At 57.7% G+C, this 17,412-nt stretch carries 14 protein-coding genes; 5 read left to right on the top strand and 9 right to left on the bottom strand.

Annotation, left to right across the window (positions count from 1 at the left end):
* Nucleotides 1-67: 67 nt before the first annotated feature.
* The gene (locus AKL27_RS01020; RefSeq protein WP_050460702.1) at nt 68-1,309 is read right to left on the bottom strand and encodes an MFS transporter; all 1,242 of its coding nucleotides are present in this window, start codon (nt 1,307-1,309) and stop codon (nt 68-70) included.
* Nucleotides 1,310-1,405: 96 nt separating this feature from the next.
* Between AKL27_RS01020 and AKL27_RS01015 the strand changes: the two genes are divergently transcribed.
* A complete protein-coding gene (locus tag AKL27_RS01015) occupies nt 1,406-2,455 on the top strand; it encodes an NADP(H)-dependent aldo-keto reductase (RefSeq protein WP_050460701.1) in 1,050 nt (349 codons plus the stop codon).
* Between the two features lie 67 nt (nt 2,456-2,522).
* Here the strand turns inward: AKL27_RS01015 and AKL27_RS01010 are convergent, their stop codons facing one another.
* From AKL27_RS01010 to AKL27_RS00990, 5 genes are all read right to left on the bottom strand, one after another.
* Complete coding sequence (locus AKL27_RS01010; protein ID WP_050460700.1) at nt 2,523-3,506, bottom strand: bile acid:sodium symporter family protein; 984 nt, start codon at nt 3,504-3,506, stop codon at nt 2,523-2,525.
* 161 nt (nt 3,507-3,667) lie between these two features.
* On the bottom strand, nt 3,668-5,008 hold the full coding sequence (locus AKL27_RS01005) for a 4Fe-4S binding protein (protein WP_083438774.1): 1,341 nt from the start codon (nt 5,006-5,008) through the stop codon (nt 3,668-3,670).
* A 57-nt stretch (nt 5,009-5,065) separates the two neighbouring features.
* Nucleotides 5,066-5,932 carry an FTR1 family iron permease gene (locus AKL27_RS01000; RefSeq protein WP_050460698.1) on the bottom strand — a complete coding sequence of 289 codons (867 nt, stop codon included), beginning with the start codon at nt 5,930-5,932 and terminating at the stop codon, nt 5,066-5,068.
* Nucleotides 5,933-5,959: 27 nt separating this feature from the next.
* Nucleotides 5,960-6,310 (bottom strand): cupredoxin domain-containing protein, encoded by a 351-nt coding sequence (locus AKL27_RS00995; protein ID WP_050460697.1) that lies wholly within the window; start codon nt 6,308-6,310, stop codon nt 5,960-5,962.
* Between the two features lie 94 nt (nt 6,311-6,404).
* Nucleotides 6,405-6,950 carry an iron transporter gene (locus AKL27_RS00990; RefSeq protein WP_050460696.1) on the bottom strand — a complete coding sequence of 182 codons (546 nt, stop codon included), beginning with the start codon at nt 6,948-6,950 and terminating at the stop codon, nt 6,405-6,407.
* Between the two features lie 536 nt (nt 6,951-7,486).
* Here AKL27_RS00990 and AKL27_RS27455 point away from each other — a divergent pair.
* Entirely contained in the window at nt 7,487-7,696 is a 210-nt protein-coding gene (locus AKL27_RS27455) for a hypothetical protein (RefSeq protein ID WP_157056738.1), read from the top strand.
* A gap of 124 nt (nt 7,697-7,820) precedes the next feature.
* Here AKL27_RS27455 and AKL27_RS00985 read toward each other — a convergent pair whose 3' ends face one another.
* Nucleotides 7,821-8,444 (bottom strand): TetR/AcrR family transcriptional regulator, encoded by a 624-nt coding sequence (locus tag AKL27_RS00985; protein WP_083438773.1) that lies wholly within the window; start codon nt 8,442-8,444, stop codon nt 7,821-7,823.
* A 150-nt stretch (nt 8,445-8,594) separates the two neighbouring features.
* Here AKL27_RS00985 and AKL27_RS00980 point away from each other — a divergent pair, with 150 nt between their 5' ends.
* Nucleotides 8,595-10,076, top strand: a complete 1,482-nt coding sequence (locus tag AKL27_RS00980) for an aldehyde dehydrogenase family protein (protein WP_157056737.1) — start codon at nt 8,595-8,597, stop codon at nt 10,074-10,076.
* A gap of 32 nt (nt 10,077-10,108) precedes the next feature.
* Complete coding sequence (locus tag AKL27_RS00975) at nt 10,109-11,608, top strand: aldehyde dehydrogenase family protein (protein WP_050460694.1); 1,500 nt, start codon at nt 10,109-10,111, stop codon at nt 11,606-11,608.
* A gap of 57 nt (nt 11,609-11,665) precedes the next feature.
* On the opposite strand, the gene AKL27_RS00970 is transcribed toward AKL27_RS00975, so the two are convergent.
* Nucleotides 11,666-13,882 (bottom strand): acyl-CoA dehydrogenase, encoded by a 2,217-nt coding sequence (locus AKL27_RS00970; protein WP_050460693.1) that lies wholly within the window; start codon nt 13,880-13,882, stop codon nt 11,666-11,668.
* 159 nt (nt 13,883-14,041) lie between these two features.
* Between AKL27_RS00970 and AKL27_RS00965 the strand changes: the two genes are divergently transcribed.
* A complete protein-coding gene (locus AKL27_RS00965; protein ID WP_198155847.1) occupies nt 14,042-15,658 on the top strand; it encodes an MFS transporter in 1,617 nt (538 codons plus the stop codon).
* A gap of 155 nt (nt 15,659-15,813) precedes the next feature.
* Here AKL27_RS00965 and AKL27_RS00960 read toward each other — a convergent pair whose 3' ends face one another.
* Nucleotides 15,814-17,361 (bottom strand): class I adenylate-forming enzyme family protein, encoded by a 1,548-nt coding sequence (locus AKL27_RS00960; RefSeq protein ID WP_050460691.1) that lies wholly within the window; start codon nt 17,359-17,361, stop codon nt 15,814-15,816.
* Nucleotides 17,362-17,412 lie beyond the last annotated feature (51 nt).

Raw genomic sequence — 17,412 nt, 5'->3', positions numbered from 1 at the left:
GGTGTGATGCATGCAAAACGGGCCTGTCAGCATTTGCGACAGGCCCGTTTTGCATGTGCCGGCTTTATCAGCCGGAAGTTTTTTCCGGTTCCGATGCCAGGCGATTGACATGAAACAAGGCCGGGAAAAGGCGTATCCACAAGGCCACCACCAGCAAGGTGCCGATACCGCCGAGCAAGACTGCCGGCACCGCACCAAGCCACGCCGCGGTAAGGCCCGATTCGAACTCGCCAAGCTGATTGGAAGTACCGATAAAAACCGAATTCACCGCACTCACCCGCCCGCGCATCTCATCCGGCGTTTGCAATTGCACGAACGAAGAACGAATCACCACGCTGATCATGTCAGAGGCACCCAGCACCACCAACGCCAGCAGCGACAGCAGGAATGAGCGGGACAAACCAAATACGATCGTGGCGCAGCCAAACACCGCGACCGCGATGAACATACTGCGCCCGACCCTGTTGCGCAACGGATAGCGCGCCAGCAAGATCGCCACCGACAACGCCCCTACCGCCGGCGCCGAACGCAATAGTCCGAGTCCGACCGAACCGGTATGGAGAATATCGCTGGCATATACCGGCAGCAAGGCCGTGGCACCGCCCAGCAATACCGCAAACAGATCGAGCGAGATCGCGCCCAGCACCGCCGGCTTGCTGCGAATGAAGGCAATGCCGCCGAACAGTGATGCCCAGCCGCCGGCCACCGGCCGGATCGTCACCCGCTCCAGCTTGATCAGCGATACCAGGATGCTGGAGAGAATAAACAAAGCACAAGCGCTGACATACACCACGGCCGGACCGGCAATATACAAAAAGCCACCGAGCGCCGGTCCGATGATGACCGCGAACTGCGTCGCCGACGCCGATCCGGCGACGGCACGCGGCAACAGTGTCGGCCCCACCAGCGCCGGCAACAATGCCTGCATGGTGGGCTTGCTGAATGCACGTCCGGCGCCGATCACCGCCACTATCGCGAAAATCATTTCCCGATTGAGCCAGCCGCCCATGCTGCCGGCGGCCAGCAGGGCAGCGGCGATCCCCTCCAGCAACAGACTCACGCGCGCCACCTGACGCCGGTTATAACGGTCGGCCACATGTCCGACCACGAATACCAGCAACAGCGATGGCACAAACTGCACCAGGCCGACCAGACCGAGGTCGAGCGGGCTGTGTGTCAATTGATAGATTTGCCAGCCGACTGCAACAATCTGCATTTGCAGGGCAATGGTCGAGGCCACGCTGGCCAGCCAGAACAGGCGAAAGGAACGGTGATGCAAAAGCGTCGCAGACGCTGTGGAAGCGGACATGAACAGGCAGGCGTGAAGGAGATGCCGGGGTCGGCAAAAATCGGTATGCCCAGCTATACTACTTCTTTTTCGCCAGCCCGTTCAGAGGATCACCACATGCAATTCCGTCCACTTGGCCGCACCGGTCTCAATGTCAGTCAAATCACGCTCGGCACCATGACCTGGGGCGAACAGAACAGCGAGCAGCAAGCGCACGCGCAACTTGATCTCGCTACCGAGCGCGGCATCAATCTGATCGATGTGGCCGAAATGTATCCGGTGCCGCCCAAGCCGGAAACCCAGGGTCTGAGCGAATCCTATCTCGGCAGCTGGCTGAAGAAATCCGGCAAGCGCGACCAATTGCTGATCGCCACCAAAGCCACCGGCCCGGCCCGCAAACCGCACAATCCGCGCCATATCCGCGGCGGCATCAATGACTTCGGCCGCGACAGCCTGAGCGCTGCCTTGCATGGCAGCCTGCAGCGTCTGCAACTGGACTATGTCGACTTGTATCAACTGCACTGGCCGGATCGCAGCGTCAACAGTTTCGGTCAATTGAATTATCAGCACATCGAGCATGAAGATACCGTCGCCATCGATGAAACCCTGCGCGTGCTGTCCGATTTCGTGAAAGCGGGAAAAATCCGTCATATTGGTTTGTCCAACGAAACCGCCTGGGGTGTTGCGCAATTCTTGCGTGCAGCAGAAAAACATGACCTGCAACGCATCGTCACGATTCAAAATCCCTACAGCCTGCTCAATCGCAGTTTTGAAATCAACCTCGCCGAATTTTCCATGCGCGAACAAGTCGGCTTGCTGGCCTACTCGCCACTGGCGTTCGGCATGCTGTCCGGCAAATACCAGAATGGCGCGCGCCCGGCAGGCGGACGCCTGACGCTGTACGAACGCTTCGCACGTTACAGCAATCCACAAGCGGTGCGGGCATCTGCCGCGTATACCGAACTGGCCCGCGAGCACGGACTCGATCCGGCGCAAATGGCGCTGGCGTATGTCAACAGCAGACCGTTCGTGACGTCCAACATCATCGGCGCGACTACCCTCGAACAATTGCAAAGCAATCTCGACAGCATCCAGCTGACACTGAGCGACGAAGTGTTGACCGGGATTGAAGCGATCCACATCAATCAGCCGAATCCGGCGCCGTAATTTTTGTCAAAAAAAATGCCTCGATCAATATATCGAGGCATTTTCGTATCGGCAGTTGTGATCCCGCTCAGTGCATGTTTTCTTCACCGCCCTTGCGCGCGGCATAGCGTTGCGCCAGTATCGCGCACACCATCAATTGAATCTGGTGAAACAGCATCAGCGGCAACAACACCATGCCGACAGTCTGGCTGGCAAACAAGACCTTGGCCATCGGCACGCCGCTGGCCATGCTTTTCTTGGAACCGCAAAACACGATGGTGATTTCATCTTCCTTGTCGAAACCCATGCGGCGGCTGCCATACGTAGTCAAAGCCATGATGATTGCCAGCAGCACAGCGCTGATCACGATCAGGCTGAGCAACATCGACGGCGGCACCTGATTCCACAAGCCTTGATTGACCGCTTCGCTGAATGCCACATACACCACCAGCAATACCGAACTCTGATCGACCAGACGCAACCAGGATTTGTTGCGATCCATCCAGGCACCGATCCACGGACGCGCGATCTGACCGGCGACAAATGGCAACAGCAACTGGTACACAATTTTCAAGATCGAGTCGAGCGAGGAATGCTGCGCATTATGCGAGACGATGATCAGGCCGACCAAGACCGGTGTCAGGAAAATGCCCAGCAAATTGGAGGCGGAGGCGCTGCAGATCGCAGCCGGCACATTGCCTCTGGCAACTGCGGTAAATGCAATCGACGATTGCACGGTGGATGGCAACACGCACAAAAACAGAATCCCCAGATACAGTTCCGGCGTGACGAACCACAACAAGACCGGCTTCAACACCAGGCCCAGTAGTGGAAAAATCAGGAAGGTACAGAGCAGCACCGTCACGTGCAGGCGCCAGTGTGTCATGCCGGCGACCACCGCTTGCCGCGACAGCTTGGCGCCATGCATGAAAAACAACAGACCGATCATGAACGTGGTGAGCCAGTCGAAGCCGACCGCAACCTTGCCGGTACAGGGGAAAATGCTGGCGGTCGCCACGATGGCAACCAGCAACAAGGTCATGTTATCGGGCAAAAAACGGGGACGTGCCATACGCGATGTCGAGTGAAGTAGTCTGATTTATCGGTTCCGGAACAAGACTTTTTTATTTCTGCAATGCAAGTCTGCTGCACCAAAGCGCAGCGCCAGTCCGGGCAAACCAGCCATTCTACGTCACTCTCTGCAATCAGGCAGCCGAACCGATGACCGTCGGCTTACCAGATCCAGAACATCAGCAGCCAGGCGTAATTGACCAGCGCCAGCGCCGCCAGCACCGGCACCATGACCAACAGCCGCCGCAGCATTGGATTGACATGCTGGCCGGAGACTTTCCAGGCCAGCAAAATGCTCCACAAGGTCATTACCGCGAGCAGAGCTGCACGCACATCATTGGCCCAGTCGACCGGCAAATGCTCGCCACGCAATAACGTGACGGTGGTTGCCGACAAACCGACAAAGACGCCGCAACCGGCCAATGGAATTGCCGATTGCACCAGATGATTGAAACGGCCGGTATCCCATTTGCCGAGCAGGCGATTGCCGATGGCAAACAAGACCGTCAGCGCGGTGCCCAACACCAGTGCGGTAGTCAGGATATAGGCCACCACCAGTCCACCATCGAGCCAGCTGAAGACATCGCTTTGCTGCGGATAATTGGTCAGCAGCCACCATGGCGCATGGGTATCGAACGGCCACATGATGTCACGCTCGATCAGCCAGCCGGCGAGGCCTTGCTTGACTTCGATAAACCACGGGCTGGCGCTCCAGTGGAACGCTCCGATGGCGATACCGAACAGGCCGTACAGCACCAGTGCGCTTTCCCACAGATTGTTGTTGCTGCGACCGAAGGTCACGATTTCGCGGGTCGGCGGACGCCAGGTCAGTGCAATCGCATCACGGTGACCGCTGCAACGACCGCACATATGGCAGTCGGCGGCGCCCTTCATGTTGCGCAACGGCACCAGCGGCGCACAATTGATGGCGATGGTCTTGATGCCGTGGGTATTGTAAGAAGCACGCCACGCGTCTTCATTGACCTTGTAGTGAAATGGCGCCAGTTTGGCAAGCAATCCGAACACGCCATTGACCGGGCACAGATATTTGCACCAGACGCGCTTTTCGCGGCCATACAGATAACCGACGATGATCGCCCCCAGCGTCGAGCCGCCGAGCACCAGCAATACTGCCTTGGGATATTGATAGACACTGACCATCTGACCGTAAATGGTGGTCAGCGCAAAGGCCACGAATGGCCAGCCGCCCCAGCGCATCCAGCGCGGAATGGCCTTGGCCAGACCATATTTGCTGGCAAATTCGGTCAATGCCCCTTCCGGGCACAGCACGCCGCACCAGACCCGTCCCATCAATACCATGCTGACCAGTACGAACGGCCACCAGATACCCCAGAAACAGAATTGCGCGATCAGTGTGAGATTGGACCAGAGATGAGCAGTTTCATCGGGCAGCGGCATGAACACCGGCACCAGAATCAGCAAGGCGTAAACCAATACGATAATCCACTGGATACCGCGGATCAATGCGCCATTGCGGCGCATCCATTCACCTGTACGCGCCAGGCGGGTAGTCGGAAGCGTACAGGTACTCATATCACCTTATGCTGCTCGTTTAACTTGAGAATTCTTGCTTTTGCCAAGGGCGGAGGATACCACAACCCAGTACACGACATAAATGACCACACTCATCAGTGCCGGACGCGCACGATAACCGGTCAGCGTCGACACCAGACTGCCGAAGGTAGACGAATCACTGAGCAGCCATGAAGTATCCCATACCGGCGCAGTCAGCGTCATCGTGAAATCCATCGACGACAGCCAGTCGGAACTTTCGAGCGCCAGATCCATGAGCTTTTCAACGCCGGTCAGCAACAGGCCGGCCGCCAGCAACAGCAAGATGATTTCGGTAACCTGGAAAAACCGGCGCCACGAAAAGATCTTGCCGCCCAGTTGCAACAGATAGAAGGTCAGGAAAGCCAGCGCAAAGCCCAACACGCCGGCAAAGATCAATGCGCCGCGGCTGGCATCCTGCTGCCCCAGACCGATACCGTACAAGAACACCGCCGTTTCGCTGCCCTCGCGCGCAATCGCCAGCGCCACCAGCAGGAAGACGCCCCACCAGTTGCCGCTTTGATAATTGGTCTGCAGCGACGACTCCATATCCTTTTTGAGGGTACGGCCATGTTTGCGCATCCAGAACACCATCTGCACAATCAATACCGCTGCCACCAGCACCATCACGATCTGGAAATACGTCTGTGCATCACCCGACAGCAATTCGCTGAAACCGAGCAAGGCAGCACCGAGTGCCAGCGCGGCCACGATACCGGCCGCCACGCCACCCCACAGGTAAGGCAGACCACGGCGCGCAGCGGCGTCACCATTGGTCAGCCAGGCGTACAGAATTCCCACTACCAGCAAGGCCTCAACGCTTTCGCGCCAGACAATGAACAATACCTGACCCATCAGCTTATCTCTCCGTTCTGCTTGCCATTACTTGGCGACGATCACGCCCTGCGGCATGTTTAAATGGAAATCGTCAAAAAACTTGTATTCACCGGGACGCAACGGCGCGAGTACCACGAATGACTGCGCACCGGGCGCCAGTACTTTCTCTTTGCGCAATTCAACACTTTCAAACTCGGCGGCCGACTTGCCGATGTTGTGAATTTCGATCTTGATGCGCTGCCCTGCCGGCACCTCGATGCGGGCCGGAATGAATTTGCCGTCCTGCATTTCCAGCTTGAAGGTCAGCAAATCTGCCGCCAGCGCAAACGCGGCCGACATCATCAATACGGCACCGACCGCCAGTTGCGTCTTCAGACGCGCTTTACCAAAAAACATTCTCACTCCCGAGCTCCATGCTGCGCGGCGCATGATGCCGCAAATGCATGGCCGGCGATGTCACGCGGACATCGCCGGCCATGCAATCCGTCAATTAATAGCCGCCCTTTTTACCGACGCCGGCAAAAGTGAAATCGTAAGTCAGTTCAAATGGCTTGAACCATGGACCGACACCGGTTTCCTTGTCGATGTGACGGCCGAAGTGGCTGTGCGCATTGGCCGATGGCGGCGAAATGGTCAGCTTCAGTTTGTACTTGCCCGGACCATCCAGCTTGACGTTGTCGCCATAGTGCGGACCATCGTTGGCGACCATCGGCATCATGTCGCCCTTGATCACTTTGGTCGAACCGGCCTTGGTCACTTCGAACTTGATGACCAGATACGGCATCCAGTCGCCTTCGGCAAAACCGTTCGGATTCTTGGCCACCGCGCGGATATCGGCTTCCAGATGCACGTCCGATTCTTCGGCCTTGCGCATCATGCCTTCCGGTTCCATCTTGATCGGCTGCAAATACACTGCGCTGACTTCCATACCGTTTTGAATTTGCGGTTTGCCGATTGGATATTCAGCAGCCTGAGCGACGCCCATGGCACCTGCGATTAACGTAGCAACAACAGCGATTTTTTTGATACCGATCATGTGATTTCTCTCCGATGCGTTTAGATGATAATGATTGCTATTAATTGTAGCATCATATGCTACAGCGCTGTTCAGCGATCCGCATCAGGAAGTCGAAAAGGCGCGCCACATTTCGCTGCGACCACCAGAACTCCGCTGCTAAAAACGAAAACAGCCCGCGCAAAAAATGCCGCGGGCTGTCATGAAATATGGTGCCGATGCTTGAGGCCACCGGCTAACCTGTCGACGTGACCGCCTCAACTGCTGTGCCGTGTAGTGCACGCTGAGCGACGGCGATCTGTACGAATCGACGCCACGGATATTATCAACCTCACATGACCGCGCCATGACTTGGCGCAATGATTTGCCAGACACAAATAAAAAGACCCGCCACCTTGCGGTAGCGGGTCAAAATCTAATTCAGGGGGATGAATTAGAGGGGGGGAAGCCCTCAAGATATAGATTGGCCCGGCATCCACATACTGCTATTACAAACTGTTACCTGATTAAAGATTACAGTACGCTGACAGCGGCTGCAGAATGAAGGAATGTGCACCATGCTTGCAATCAACATTCATAAAACCCAAACACGTTGGCCCGGATGGCAGGTCCGCTATCCAAAGAAAGACTTTCCATATCGCCAGGGCGCATTAACTACAAAGCTGTTGCCCGATACCTATGCCGTGCTTTCGGCAGCAGCCCGTCGGACCACCTCTCCAGTGTCACAACTGGATTACTGGAAGCTCCTGAGAACGAATGGCATTTAATTGCAACCAGTCTCTGGGAAATCGCCATCAAGCACAGCCTCGGACGTGACGATGTCAAAGTAGATGCGTCAGTCTGCACCGCAGCACGTCGTGGTTCCAGTCGATTGACTGGCTCCCCTCACTATTAGCTCAATACAAATAACTGCGTATCAAGCAATTTCAAAAAAATGGAAAACATCGCGCCCGGGTCTTTGGATTGATCATGTTCGGCACATTCAAAAGACAGTCGCACTGCCGTCGAGATCACCGCTCCGGTCAGGATCGCCCGATGTGAATCCGGTGCGATCTGCAGTCGTTGCGCAATCAACTCGCTCCACTGGCGCTCCCCCACACTCATTGCTTGTCGCCACACAGCCCGGAATGTCTCGGTCTGGTTCATGACGCTGAACAAAATCCGTGATCGCTCTATCGGCACCACGACCCAGGAATTCCTGAAAGCATGGGCAAGTGCATCAATGATTGGCTCCTGCAGTGGTCTTTTGGCCATTTCAGCGGCCAGGCTTTGCATGCCGACGTCGATGACCGGGCGCACCACGTCTTCGCGGGTTGGAAAATAACGGTAGAAAGTCCGTTCCGAAATGCCGGCGTGCGCCGCCATTTGCCTGACGGTGAAATCGCTGGATTCAGCATCGATGAACATGGCGACAATAGCGCGTGAAGCTGCCAGTGGCGTTTGTTCCAGCGCGAGGGAAGTCGCCTCGGTGCGCCGCGTTCTTGTCGCAGCAGGGGAAACAGGTTTTTTGGTCATGGCAATTGAGCGTGGTGATTACCGGCAGCGAAGTGCAAACGGACCCGGGTAACAGATGGCGATTTTACCCCACGAAAACCCGATTGGCAGAAACTGCCACACGTGCTAGCATGCAAAAAACTGACGATTCATCACAAAGGAGACCAACTCATGACACTGGCAGCAGCCGCAGACCTGCCGCGCGTACGGCTACACATAGGAGAAAAAGCGCTCGACTTGGGTTCGGGAGGTGTCTTTGAACATCGCAATCCGGCCACCGGGCAAGTGCAGGCTCGCATCCCGCTGGCCGGACCAAGCGAAATCGATGCCGCCGCAACCGCTGCGGACGAGGCTTTTATGCTTTGGCGCAAAACACCGCCAGCCCGGCGCCGCGATATGCTGTTGCGTCTGGCTGCGCTGGTAGAAAGCAATCAGGCTGAACTCACACGGATCGCCGCGCTGGAAAATGGCGCACCGGTTCGCACCGGCGCAGGGCGCGCCGGCATCGCCCGCGAGTGGCTGCGTTATTACGCCAGTTGGGCAGACAAACTGGACGGTACCGTCAACGGCAGCTTTATGCAGGGTCAGGATTTCACGTATTCAAAGCCGGAACCGTATGGCGTCATCGGCGTGATCGTTACGTGGAATGTGCCGCTCATTTCGCTGTGCATGAAGGTGGCGCCAGCGCTGGCCGCGGGCAATACCGTGGTGATCAAGCCCTCCGAACTGACGCCCTTCACTGCCGAGATATTCACGCAACTGGCACGACAGGCAGGTATCCCGGCGGGGGTCGTCAATACCTTGCCGGGCACCGCAGAAGCGGGCAACGCCTTGGTGGTGCATCCGCGCGTAAAGAAAATCACCTTTACCGGCGGTGGTGCCACCGCACGCAAGATCATGGCGGCGTGCGCCGATCATCTGAAACCCTCGGTGATGGAGTTGGGCGGCAAGTCGGCCAATATCATTTTTGGCGACGCCAATCTGGATACCGCCGCGCGCGAGGCCACATTAGTGGGACTCGGCGCCATGGCTGGCCAGGCCTGCGTTCTTGGCTCCCGTATTCTGGTGCAAGACAGCGTCTATGACGCGTTTCTGGAAAAACTGGTGGCAGCAACGCGCGCCCTGCCCTTTGGCGATCCGTCAGATCCGCAGACGATCTTCGGTCCGGTCATCAATGAGGCGGCCCGCGAGCGCATCCTTTCCGTGATCGCGCAAGCGCGCCAGTCCGATGCCGGGCGTCTGGTGACCGGCGGCAACCGGATCAGCGGTTTGCCAGCCGCGCTGGCGCAGGGCTATTTCGTTGAACCGACCATCTTTGCCGATGTAGCGGCAGACAGCGATCTGGCCCAACAGGAAGTATTTGGTCCGGTGGTTTCCGTCATCCGCTTTAGTACGGAAGAAGAAGCCATCGCCCTCGCCAATGGCACGCGCTTCGGTCTGGCCGCTTATATCCACAGCAGCGATATCAGCACGGTGCATCGCGTTGCTGATCAACTGGATGCAGGTTCGGTGTATGTCAACGGCGCGTGGCCGGTGCCGGCCCAGAGCCCGTTTGGCGGCAACCGGGAAAGCGGTTTCGGACGCGAAGGCGGCAAAGCCGGCATCGAGGAGTTCTTGCGTCCCAAAACCGTCGCCATCGCCCGGCAGCATTAATCGTCACCGACATCTTTATTGAGGAAATCATCATGGCACACCAATTCGCCCCATCCGTTGCAGAACACCTGAAGTTGCCTGAAGTCGCCCTGCGCATCGGCAGCGAAGAATTGAAAACCGGTTCCGGCGGCACCTTCGAACACATCAATCCCAGTACCGGCCGACGCCAGGCGTCCATTCCCATGGCCGGACCAGATGAAATAGACCGGGCCGTAACCGCCGCGGTAGCAGCCTTCGACCAATGGCGTCGCTGGCGACCTGCGGCCCGGCGCGATGCTTTGCTGCGATTGGCAGAACTGATAGAACAGCACCGGCCCCAATTTCAAGCGATAGCGACATTGGAAAATGCGACACCGCAACGTGTCGCCGATGCGCTCGTCACGCAATCCAAAGAATGGCTGAATTACTATGCCGGCTGGGCCGACAAGCTGGATGGCTCGGTATCGAGTTCGTTTTTGCAGGGCGGCGATTTCACCTACTCCCAGCCTGAACCCTATGGCGTGATCGGCATCATCATTACCTGGAACGTGCCGTTATTATCACTGTGCATGAAAGTCGCGCCGGCACTGGCGGCCGGCAATACGGTGGTGATCAAGCCGTCCGAGCTGACGCCATTTACCGCCGATCTGTTCGCCCGACTGGCGCTGCTGGCGGGTATTCCGGCTGGCGTCATCAATACCGTGCCGGGTACGGCCCAGGCCGGTAACCGCTTGGTGGAACATCGCCAGGTAGAAAAGATTTCGTTTACCGGTGGCCCGGCAACGGCCCGCAAGATCATGGCAACGTGTGCCGAACACCTGAAACCTTCGGTCATGGAACTCGGTGGAAAATCGGCGAATATCATTTTCAATGATGCCGACCTCGGCGTTGCGGTCGGCAGCGCCATCTATTCCGGCTTGTGCGCCTTGAGCGGTCAGGCTTGCATCATGGGTTCACGGCTGCTGGTACAAGACGAGATTTATGACAGCGTGATCGAGAAATTGATCGCCGCCGTCGGTGCAGTCCAGTGCGGCGATCCGGTAAATCCTGGCGTACTGTTCGGCCCGGTCATCAACTCGGCCGCCTGCGATCGCATACTGGGAATGATTCAGGCTGCCGTCGCCAGCAATGCCGGCAAGCTGATCATTGGCGGCAAGCGCATGGCGGGTGCGCTGGCGGAAGGTTACTTCGTTGAACCGACGATTTTTGCAGACGTCGATCCGGATTCCGATCTGGCACAACAGGAAATCTTCGGCCCGGTGCTGTCCGTGATCCGCTTCAAGGATGAGTCAGAAGCGATCCGTATTGCCAACAACACCGTGTTTGGCTTGGCGGCGTATGTGCATACCAGAGACATCAGCCGCGTTCATCGCATGGCGGATCAATTGCGCAGCGGTTCCGTGTACGTCAACGGTGCCGGCAGACTGCCGCCGAATGCACCATTTGGCGGCATTGGCGACAGCGGCTTTGGACGTGAAGGCGGCAAGCCGGGCATTGAGGAATTCATTCGTCCTAAAACCGTCGCCATTGGGCAATTGCAAAACAAGGCTTAGTCGATTCGAAAGCAGCGAGCGGCAATGTCATCTGCCACTCGCTGGCACCGGATATCGTCAGGTACGCGAACGCGGCATTCCCAAGCCCTGTTCCGCCACCAGACTGCGATGCACTTCACTGGTGCCGCCATAAATCGTCATGCCGATGGATTGACGATAAGACATTTCCAGATGCCCCAGATCACCGCTGGAAGCAAACAGCGACCACGGCGCCGCCAGATCCATCAGGTCGGCGGCATCTGCCCGGTAATGCTCGGTACTGAACAGTTTGGACATCGGCCCGTAGAAAGCGCGCTCCGGGATCCCTTCGATACCCGCCCAGATGGCGCGGTAACATAAATCCTTGGCAATCGTCTGATGCACCGCCACCCGCGCCAGTCGCCGCCTGACTTCAGGCTGCGCCAGCATCGGCGCGGCGCCGTGCATGGTGTCCCGGGCCCACTTCAGCACGTGCAGATACATACTGGAGTAGCTGACCCGATACTGGTCGCCACCGTGCTCGATTTCAAGATTGGCCGCCATGACGTTGATCCCGCCGTTGACTTCACCAATACGGTAACGATCATCCACACGTACCTGCGACAGATAGGTAATGTTGGTACGTTCATCCTGAATCGTATGCACTGCCTGAATGTCGATACCAGGCAAGGTCATCGGCACCAGAAACAACGTCAGCCCGGCATGTTTTGGCACATCGTTACTGGTGCGTGCCAACAAAAAAATATAGTCAGCGACATCCGCAGCGGTGGTGAATATTTTCTGACCATTGATGAGCCAGCCGTCGCCATCGCGGTCCCGTTCGGCGCGCGTTCTGGCCGCGAAAACGTCGGAACCGGAAGACGGTTCGGTAAAGCCGATACACGCCAGCGCCTCGCCACTGGCCAGACGCGGCAGAACTTCTTGCTTCAACCCGGCACTGCCGAACCGGATCACGGCCTGCGCAATCTGATTGGTCACCGGCCCGGTAATACGTTGCCAATTGTTTTCTTCAAATACTTCCGCCAAGGCCGCCATGTCGAATGGAGTTTTGCCGCGACCGCCGAATTCCTTCGGCCAATGCGGGAACAGCAAGCCCGCCTGCGCCAGCTCCCGGTTGAAGCCGGCGTGATAGCCGGCGACCGAATGATGCGCATGCGCCCGCAATTCCGGCGTCATGTGCGTTTCAAAAAATGCCCGCACCTCTGCGGCAAAAGCGTGAGCCTGCTCGCCGCAATCGAACTCCAGCTCGCACTGTCCCGCCAGCGGTAACGGCATCGCAGCGGCGTCGCCCCACAGGCGATCGGCCACTGCATCCAATTCGCGCTGCGGATCACCCGCCAGCAAACACCATGCTTTGGCGCGCCGGTAATACAACTGAATGTCATATTCCAGCGATACCCCGTAACCGCCGAATGTGTGTAGCGCGCAGGCCGTGGCCCGGGTTGCGGCACTCGCAGACCACCACCAAGCCATCGACACATTGGCCGCGGCTTCCGGTTGCTGCCGGGCGATCGCCCACACTGCCCGCCATACCAGCAATCTGGCGCCATCAACCTCAGCCAACGCATCCGCCAACGGATGCGCGATTCCCTGAAACGCGCCAATCAGTTTCCCGAATTGCTGTCGTTCGCCGGCATATGCTGCCGCCATTTCTACCGCTCGCGCTGCCAACCCAGCCAGCATTGCTGCCTGCAACAGCTTCCATTCTTCCACTGCGGCCTGCCAGCGGACACGCACCTGTGGTCCACTGGCCAGCAATTCGGCTGTGCCGGCCCCGGCCGAAAACAGTGCCAATGCGGCACTACCGAGATTACGGCCCACTTCAGGCAGGTCGCGCACGGCAAACAGTGCATCGCCGTCCAGCACCAGCGCGACCGAACCGGGCGGCGCCGGCAACACCTGGACCTGTGCATCCAGTTCTTTCAACGCCAGCACCACCGGAATGCCAGCGATACCCGCAGTCAGCCACTTGCGTGCCGCGTTGCTGTTGCTATCGCGGCATATCGTGGCCAACAATGCCAAGCCTGATACCGTCGCCGCCAACGGTACCGACACCAGATGACGCCCGGCCTGCTCCGCCACCAGAATGGCATCAAACAAGCTCATGCCGGTGCCGCCCGATGCTTCGACGACGCGCATGGCGATCACGCCGTTATCGAGTAATGCACGCCACAACAACGGATCGAAGCCGGCGGCTTCCGCGGCCCGGATACGCACTGACGAAGATTCGGCTTCCATCATCTTCCTGACACTGTCGACCAGCATTTTCTGTTCTTCAGTCAAACGCAAATTCATCACTTCTCCTCTTTTTCAGGCAGCATCGCGTGATGCAACATCCGGAGCGAGGTCTGAGCCAGCGCCGGGAAATTGCGGTTAATCGCACACAGAGATAATAGTCAAAAACTGTTAAAGTGTCAGTTAACAACATTAACTATATCGATGGAGATCACCCTGATGGCGATTGAGGTTCTGAACAATCAAACTGAAAAAATCAAAGGCGCACTAAGCGATACCGTTTTCCGTCGGTTATGGATAGGCAGTGTCGCCATTAATCTCAGCTTGTGGATACAAAGTGTCACTGCGGCATGGCTGATGGTTTCCTACAATGCATCGCCGTTGATGGTGGCATTGATTCAAACCGCCAGCGCCTTGCCGTCATTTCTGTTTGCACTCCCCTCCGGCGTCATGGCTGATTTGATGGAGCGCCGTCGCTACCTGCTGATCATTCTGGGCATCATGATTTGTTTCGCGATTGCCTTGCCGCTGTGTGCGCTGCTGGGTATTCTTGGTCCGTGGCTGTTGCTGTTATTCACTTTTGCGTCCGGTGCGGTCTTTGCCTTGCAAGGACCGGCATGGTTTTCGGCACAAAATGATGTGGTGCCGCGCGCCATGTTGCCATCGGCAATGGCGCTCACTGCGGTTTCTTATAATGTTGCCCGCGCCATCGGCCCGGCGCTGGCCGGTGCCGCCATCTCCGGCTTCGGCGTGATATGGGTGTTTGGTCTGAATGTGATTCTGGTCGGTATCGGGGTTGGCGTTCTGTTGTTGTGGAAGAGCCAGCGCCGCGTCAATCATCTGCCAGCCGAAAATCTGGCTTCCGGTATCGCCAGTGCCGTGCGTTATGCCCGTCATTCGCCCGTCATGCGCAGACAAATCGGGCGCACCATTCTGTTCGTCTGTGTGGCCAGCAGCCTGTGGAGCCTGATGCCGCTGATCGCCGCCCGGCAACTCACCGGCGGCGCCAATGGTTATGGCTTCTTGCTCGCCAGCATAGGCGCAGGCGCGGTCAGTGGCGCGTTGCTGCAACCGTATCTGAAAAAGCGGTTCGAGATGAACCTGATGATGGCAGTCTGCTGCGCATTCTATGGTGCCGTTTGCATCGTCACCTCGGTGACCACCAATCTGCCGTTACTGTGCTTCACCATGTTCTGCGGCGGGATTGCCTGGATTGGCGTCGGCAATACCAACATGCTGGCGCTGCAATCTGCCATGCCGCCCTGGATCAGGGCACGTTCGCTGGCGATTTACATGATGGTATTTCAAGGCGCGATGGCGCTCGGCAGCGCTCTCTGGGGCATGGTTGCCAACCAGACCGGCGTCGCCGCCGCGCTGGCCATCAGTGGTGCCCTGATGCTGCCGGTGATGCTGGCCATGAACCGGATGCCTGCCCGACCCGGCGCAGACAGCGAGGCCACCGAAGGCGTCATGCCAGACGATCAATCTGTACTGATCAATGAATATACGTTGCTGGTACCTGACAACACAGCGGTTGCAGTTGAAATCACGTATCACGTCCGCCCGGAGTTGCGCGACGAATTCTTGCGTCAGCTGCACCTCATCGGCAGCGTGCGTCGGCGCGATGGCGCCAGCTATTGGCGCGCTTATCGTCATCTGGAGCGCGTCGATTGTTATGTCGAACGTTTTATCGTCAGTTCCTGGGCTCAGTATCTGCGTCAACGCAGCCGTGCCACGCTGGCCGATCAGGAAGCGGAGCAACGCTTATGGTCCATGCACGACGGTATCGAAGCGCCACGCGTAGCGCACTTTGTTGCCGCCACTCACCCGGATTGAAATCAAGACGCAAAAAATTGGATCAATACCTGAAGTATTGATCCAATCCTGTCATCGCACCTGATTAACGTGTGCCGGTATTTTTACTCGGCCTTGCCTGCGGCAATCCCCTCAAGACGATCACAAAAAATCGTCAGGGATTGGGCGCTGCTGGCTCAGACAGGCGTACTGAGCAGCTCCCGCAGTTTGAATTTCAATATCTTGTTGAATGTCTCATTGCGCGGCATGTGCTCCATGATCTCGAGTTGCTCGGGAATTTTCTGCCGCATCGCGCCAGCCTTCTCGAAAAATTCCACCATTTCACTGAACGTCAACGGACAGGCCGGATCGCGTGACTCCACCACGGCACACACGCGTTCTCCGCGGTCACGGTCCGGCAAGCCGATCACGGCTACGGCACCGATTTTCGGATGTTCGTAGAGAATGTCTTCAATTTCGCGTGCCGAAATGTTTTCCCCCTTGCGGATGATCACATCCTTGATCCGGCCGGTCAGTGCAATGTGCCCGTCGGCGCGGCGCATGCCGAGATCACCGGTACGGAAAAAGCCGTCGGCATCGAAGGCATCGGCGTTGAGTGCGGTATCGGTATATCCCTTGCATACCGTCGGCCCCTTGACACGCAACTCACCAGACTGCCCCGCTGCCGCCAGAGTACCGTCAGCCAGGACAATCTTGACCTGCATGCCGGTCACCGGCGTGCCATCGCTATGCGCCAGTTGATCGTCGCTGTGCGACGGCGAGGCACCGGCAATCATCGGTGCCTCCGTCATGCCGTAGCTGTGGGCAATACAGCAGCGCAATTCTGCCTGCGCTTCAAAATAAAGTTCAGGCGGCTTGGGTGCACCACCGCCCGAAAGTACGCGCAGGGTCGGGATGATCGGGCTGCCGGGAGATTTTCGTTGCGCCGCGAGAAACGCCAGATAATGCGCGGTACTGCCGCTGCTGACAGTGACTCCATGGCGACGAAACACGGGTACCGCTTCGTCGGTAGAAAATCTTTCCAGCAACACCGCCGACATGCCGCTGGCCAGCAGCATGGCGATATTCATCGTCCCGCCCACATGGGCATAAGGAAAACCGATGGTGCCGACATCCTGTGGTGTCACCTGCAATGCGGCGGCATATACCCGGCCAGCCGCAATCAATGTTGCATCACTATGCAAAGCACCTTTCGGAGCCGACGTGGTGCCCGAGGTGTAGTACACCCAGCGTGGCAAATCGCCGCTGGCCGGCGGCAGCGGCAAGCTGCCTTTTTCGGCTTCGAGAATCCCGGCGTCCAGTGTAAGGATGCGGGTCGGTGAAGCCAGCGCCGAGCGAACCGATTCGGCGATCTCATAGTAATCACGCTCGCCCGGCACCGTGGGCGGGACGACGTAGAAAGGCGCGTTGCTTTGCGCCAGAATCGCGCTCAGTTCCTTCTTTCCATATAAATGGATGATCGGGTTCTGGATCGCCCCCAGGCGGGCCAGCGCAAACGAAAAAATGACCGTCGACACACGCGTCGGCAACTGCCACATTACCTCCGTTCCGGCCCCGATACCGCGCTGGTGCAGGCCCGAGGCAGCGTGTTCGACCGCTTCGGCGAATTGTCTGAAGGTCCATTTACGGTCATCCTCGATCAACATGGTGACGTCAGGCGTCAGCGCAACGCGTTGCTGAACCAGTTGCCACAGTGTCGGCGCGTCAAGAAGTGCTGTTTGCATGAAGGTAGTCTCGTTTCCTGTTTAATCTTGTCATGTCCGGTTCTGCATCCG

The organism is Herbaspirillum autotrophicum (assembly GCF_001189915.1).
GTDB classification, from domain to species: domain Bacteria; phylum Pseudomonadota; class Gammaproteobacteria; order Burkholderiales; family Burkholderiaceae_D; genus Herbaspirillum; species Herbaspirillum autotrophicum.
Note: the sequence above shows the minus strand (reverse complement) of the source record. Positions and strands in the feature narration are given on the sequence as shown.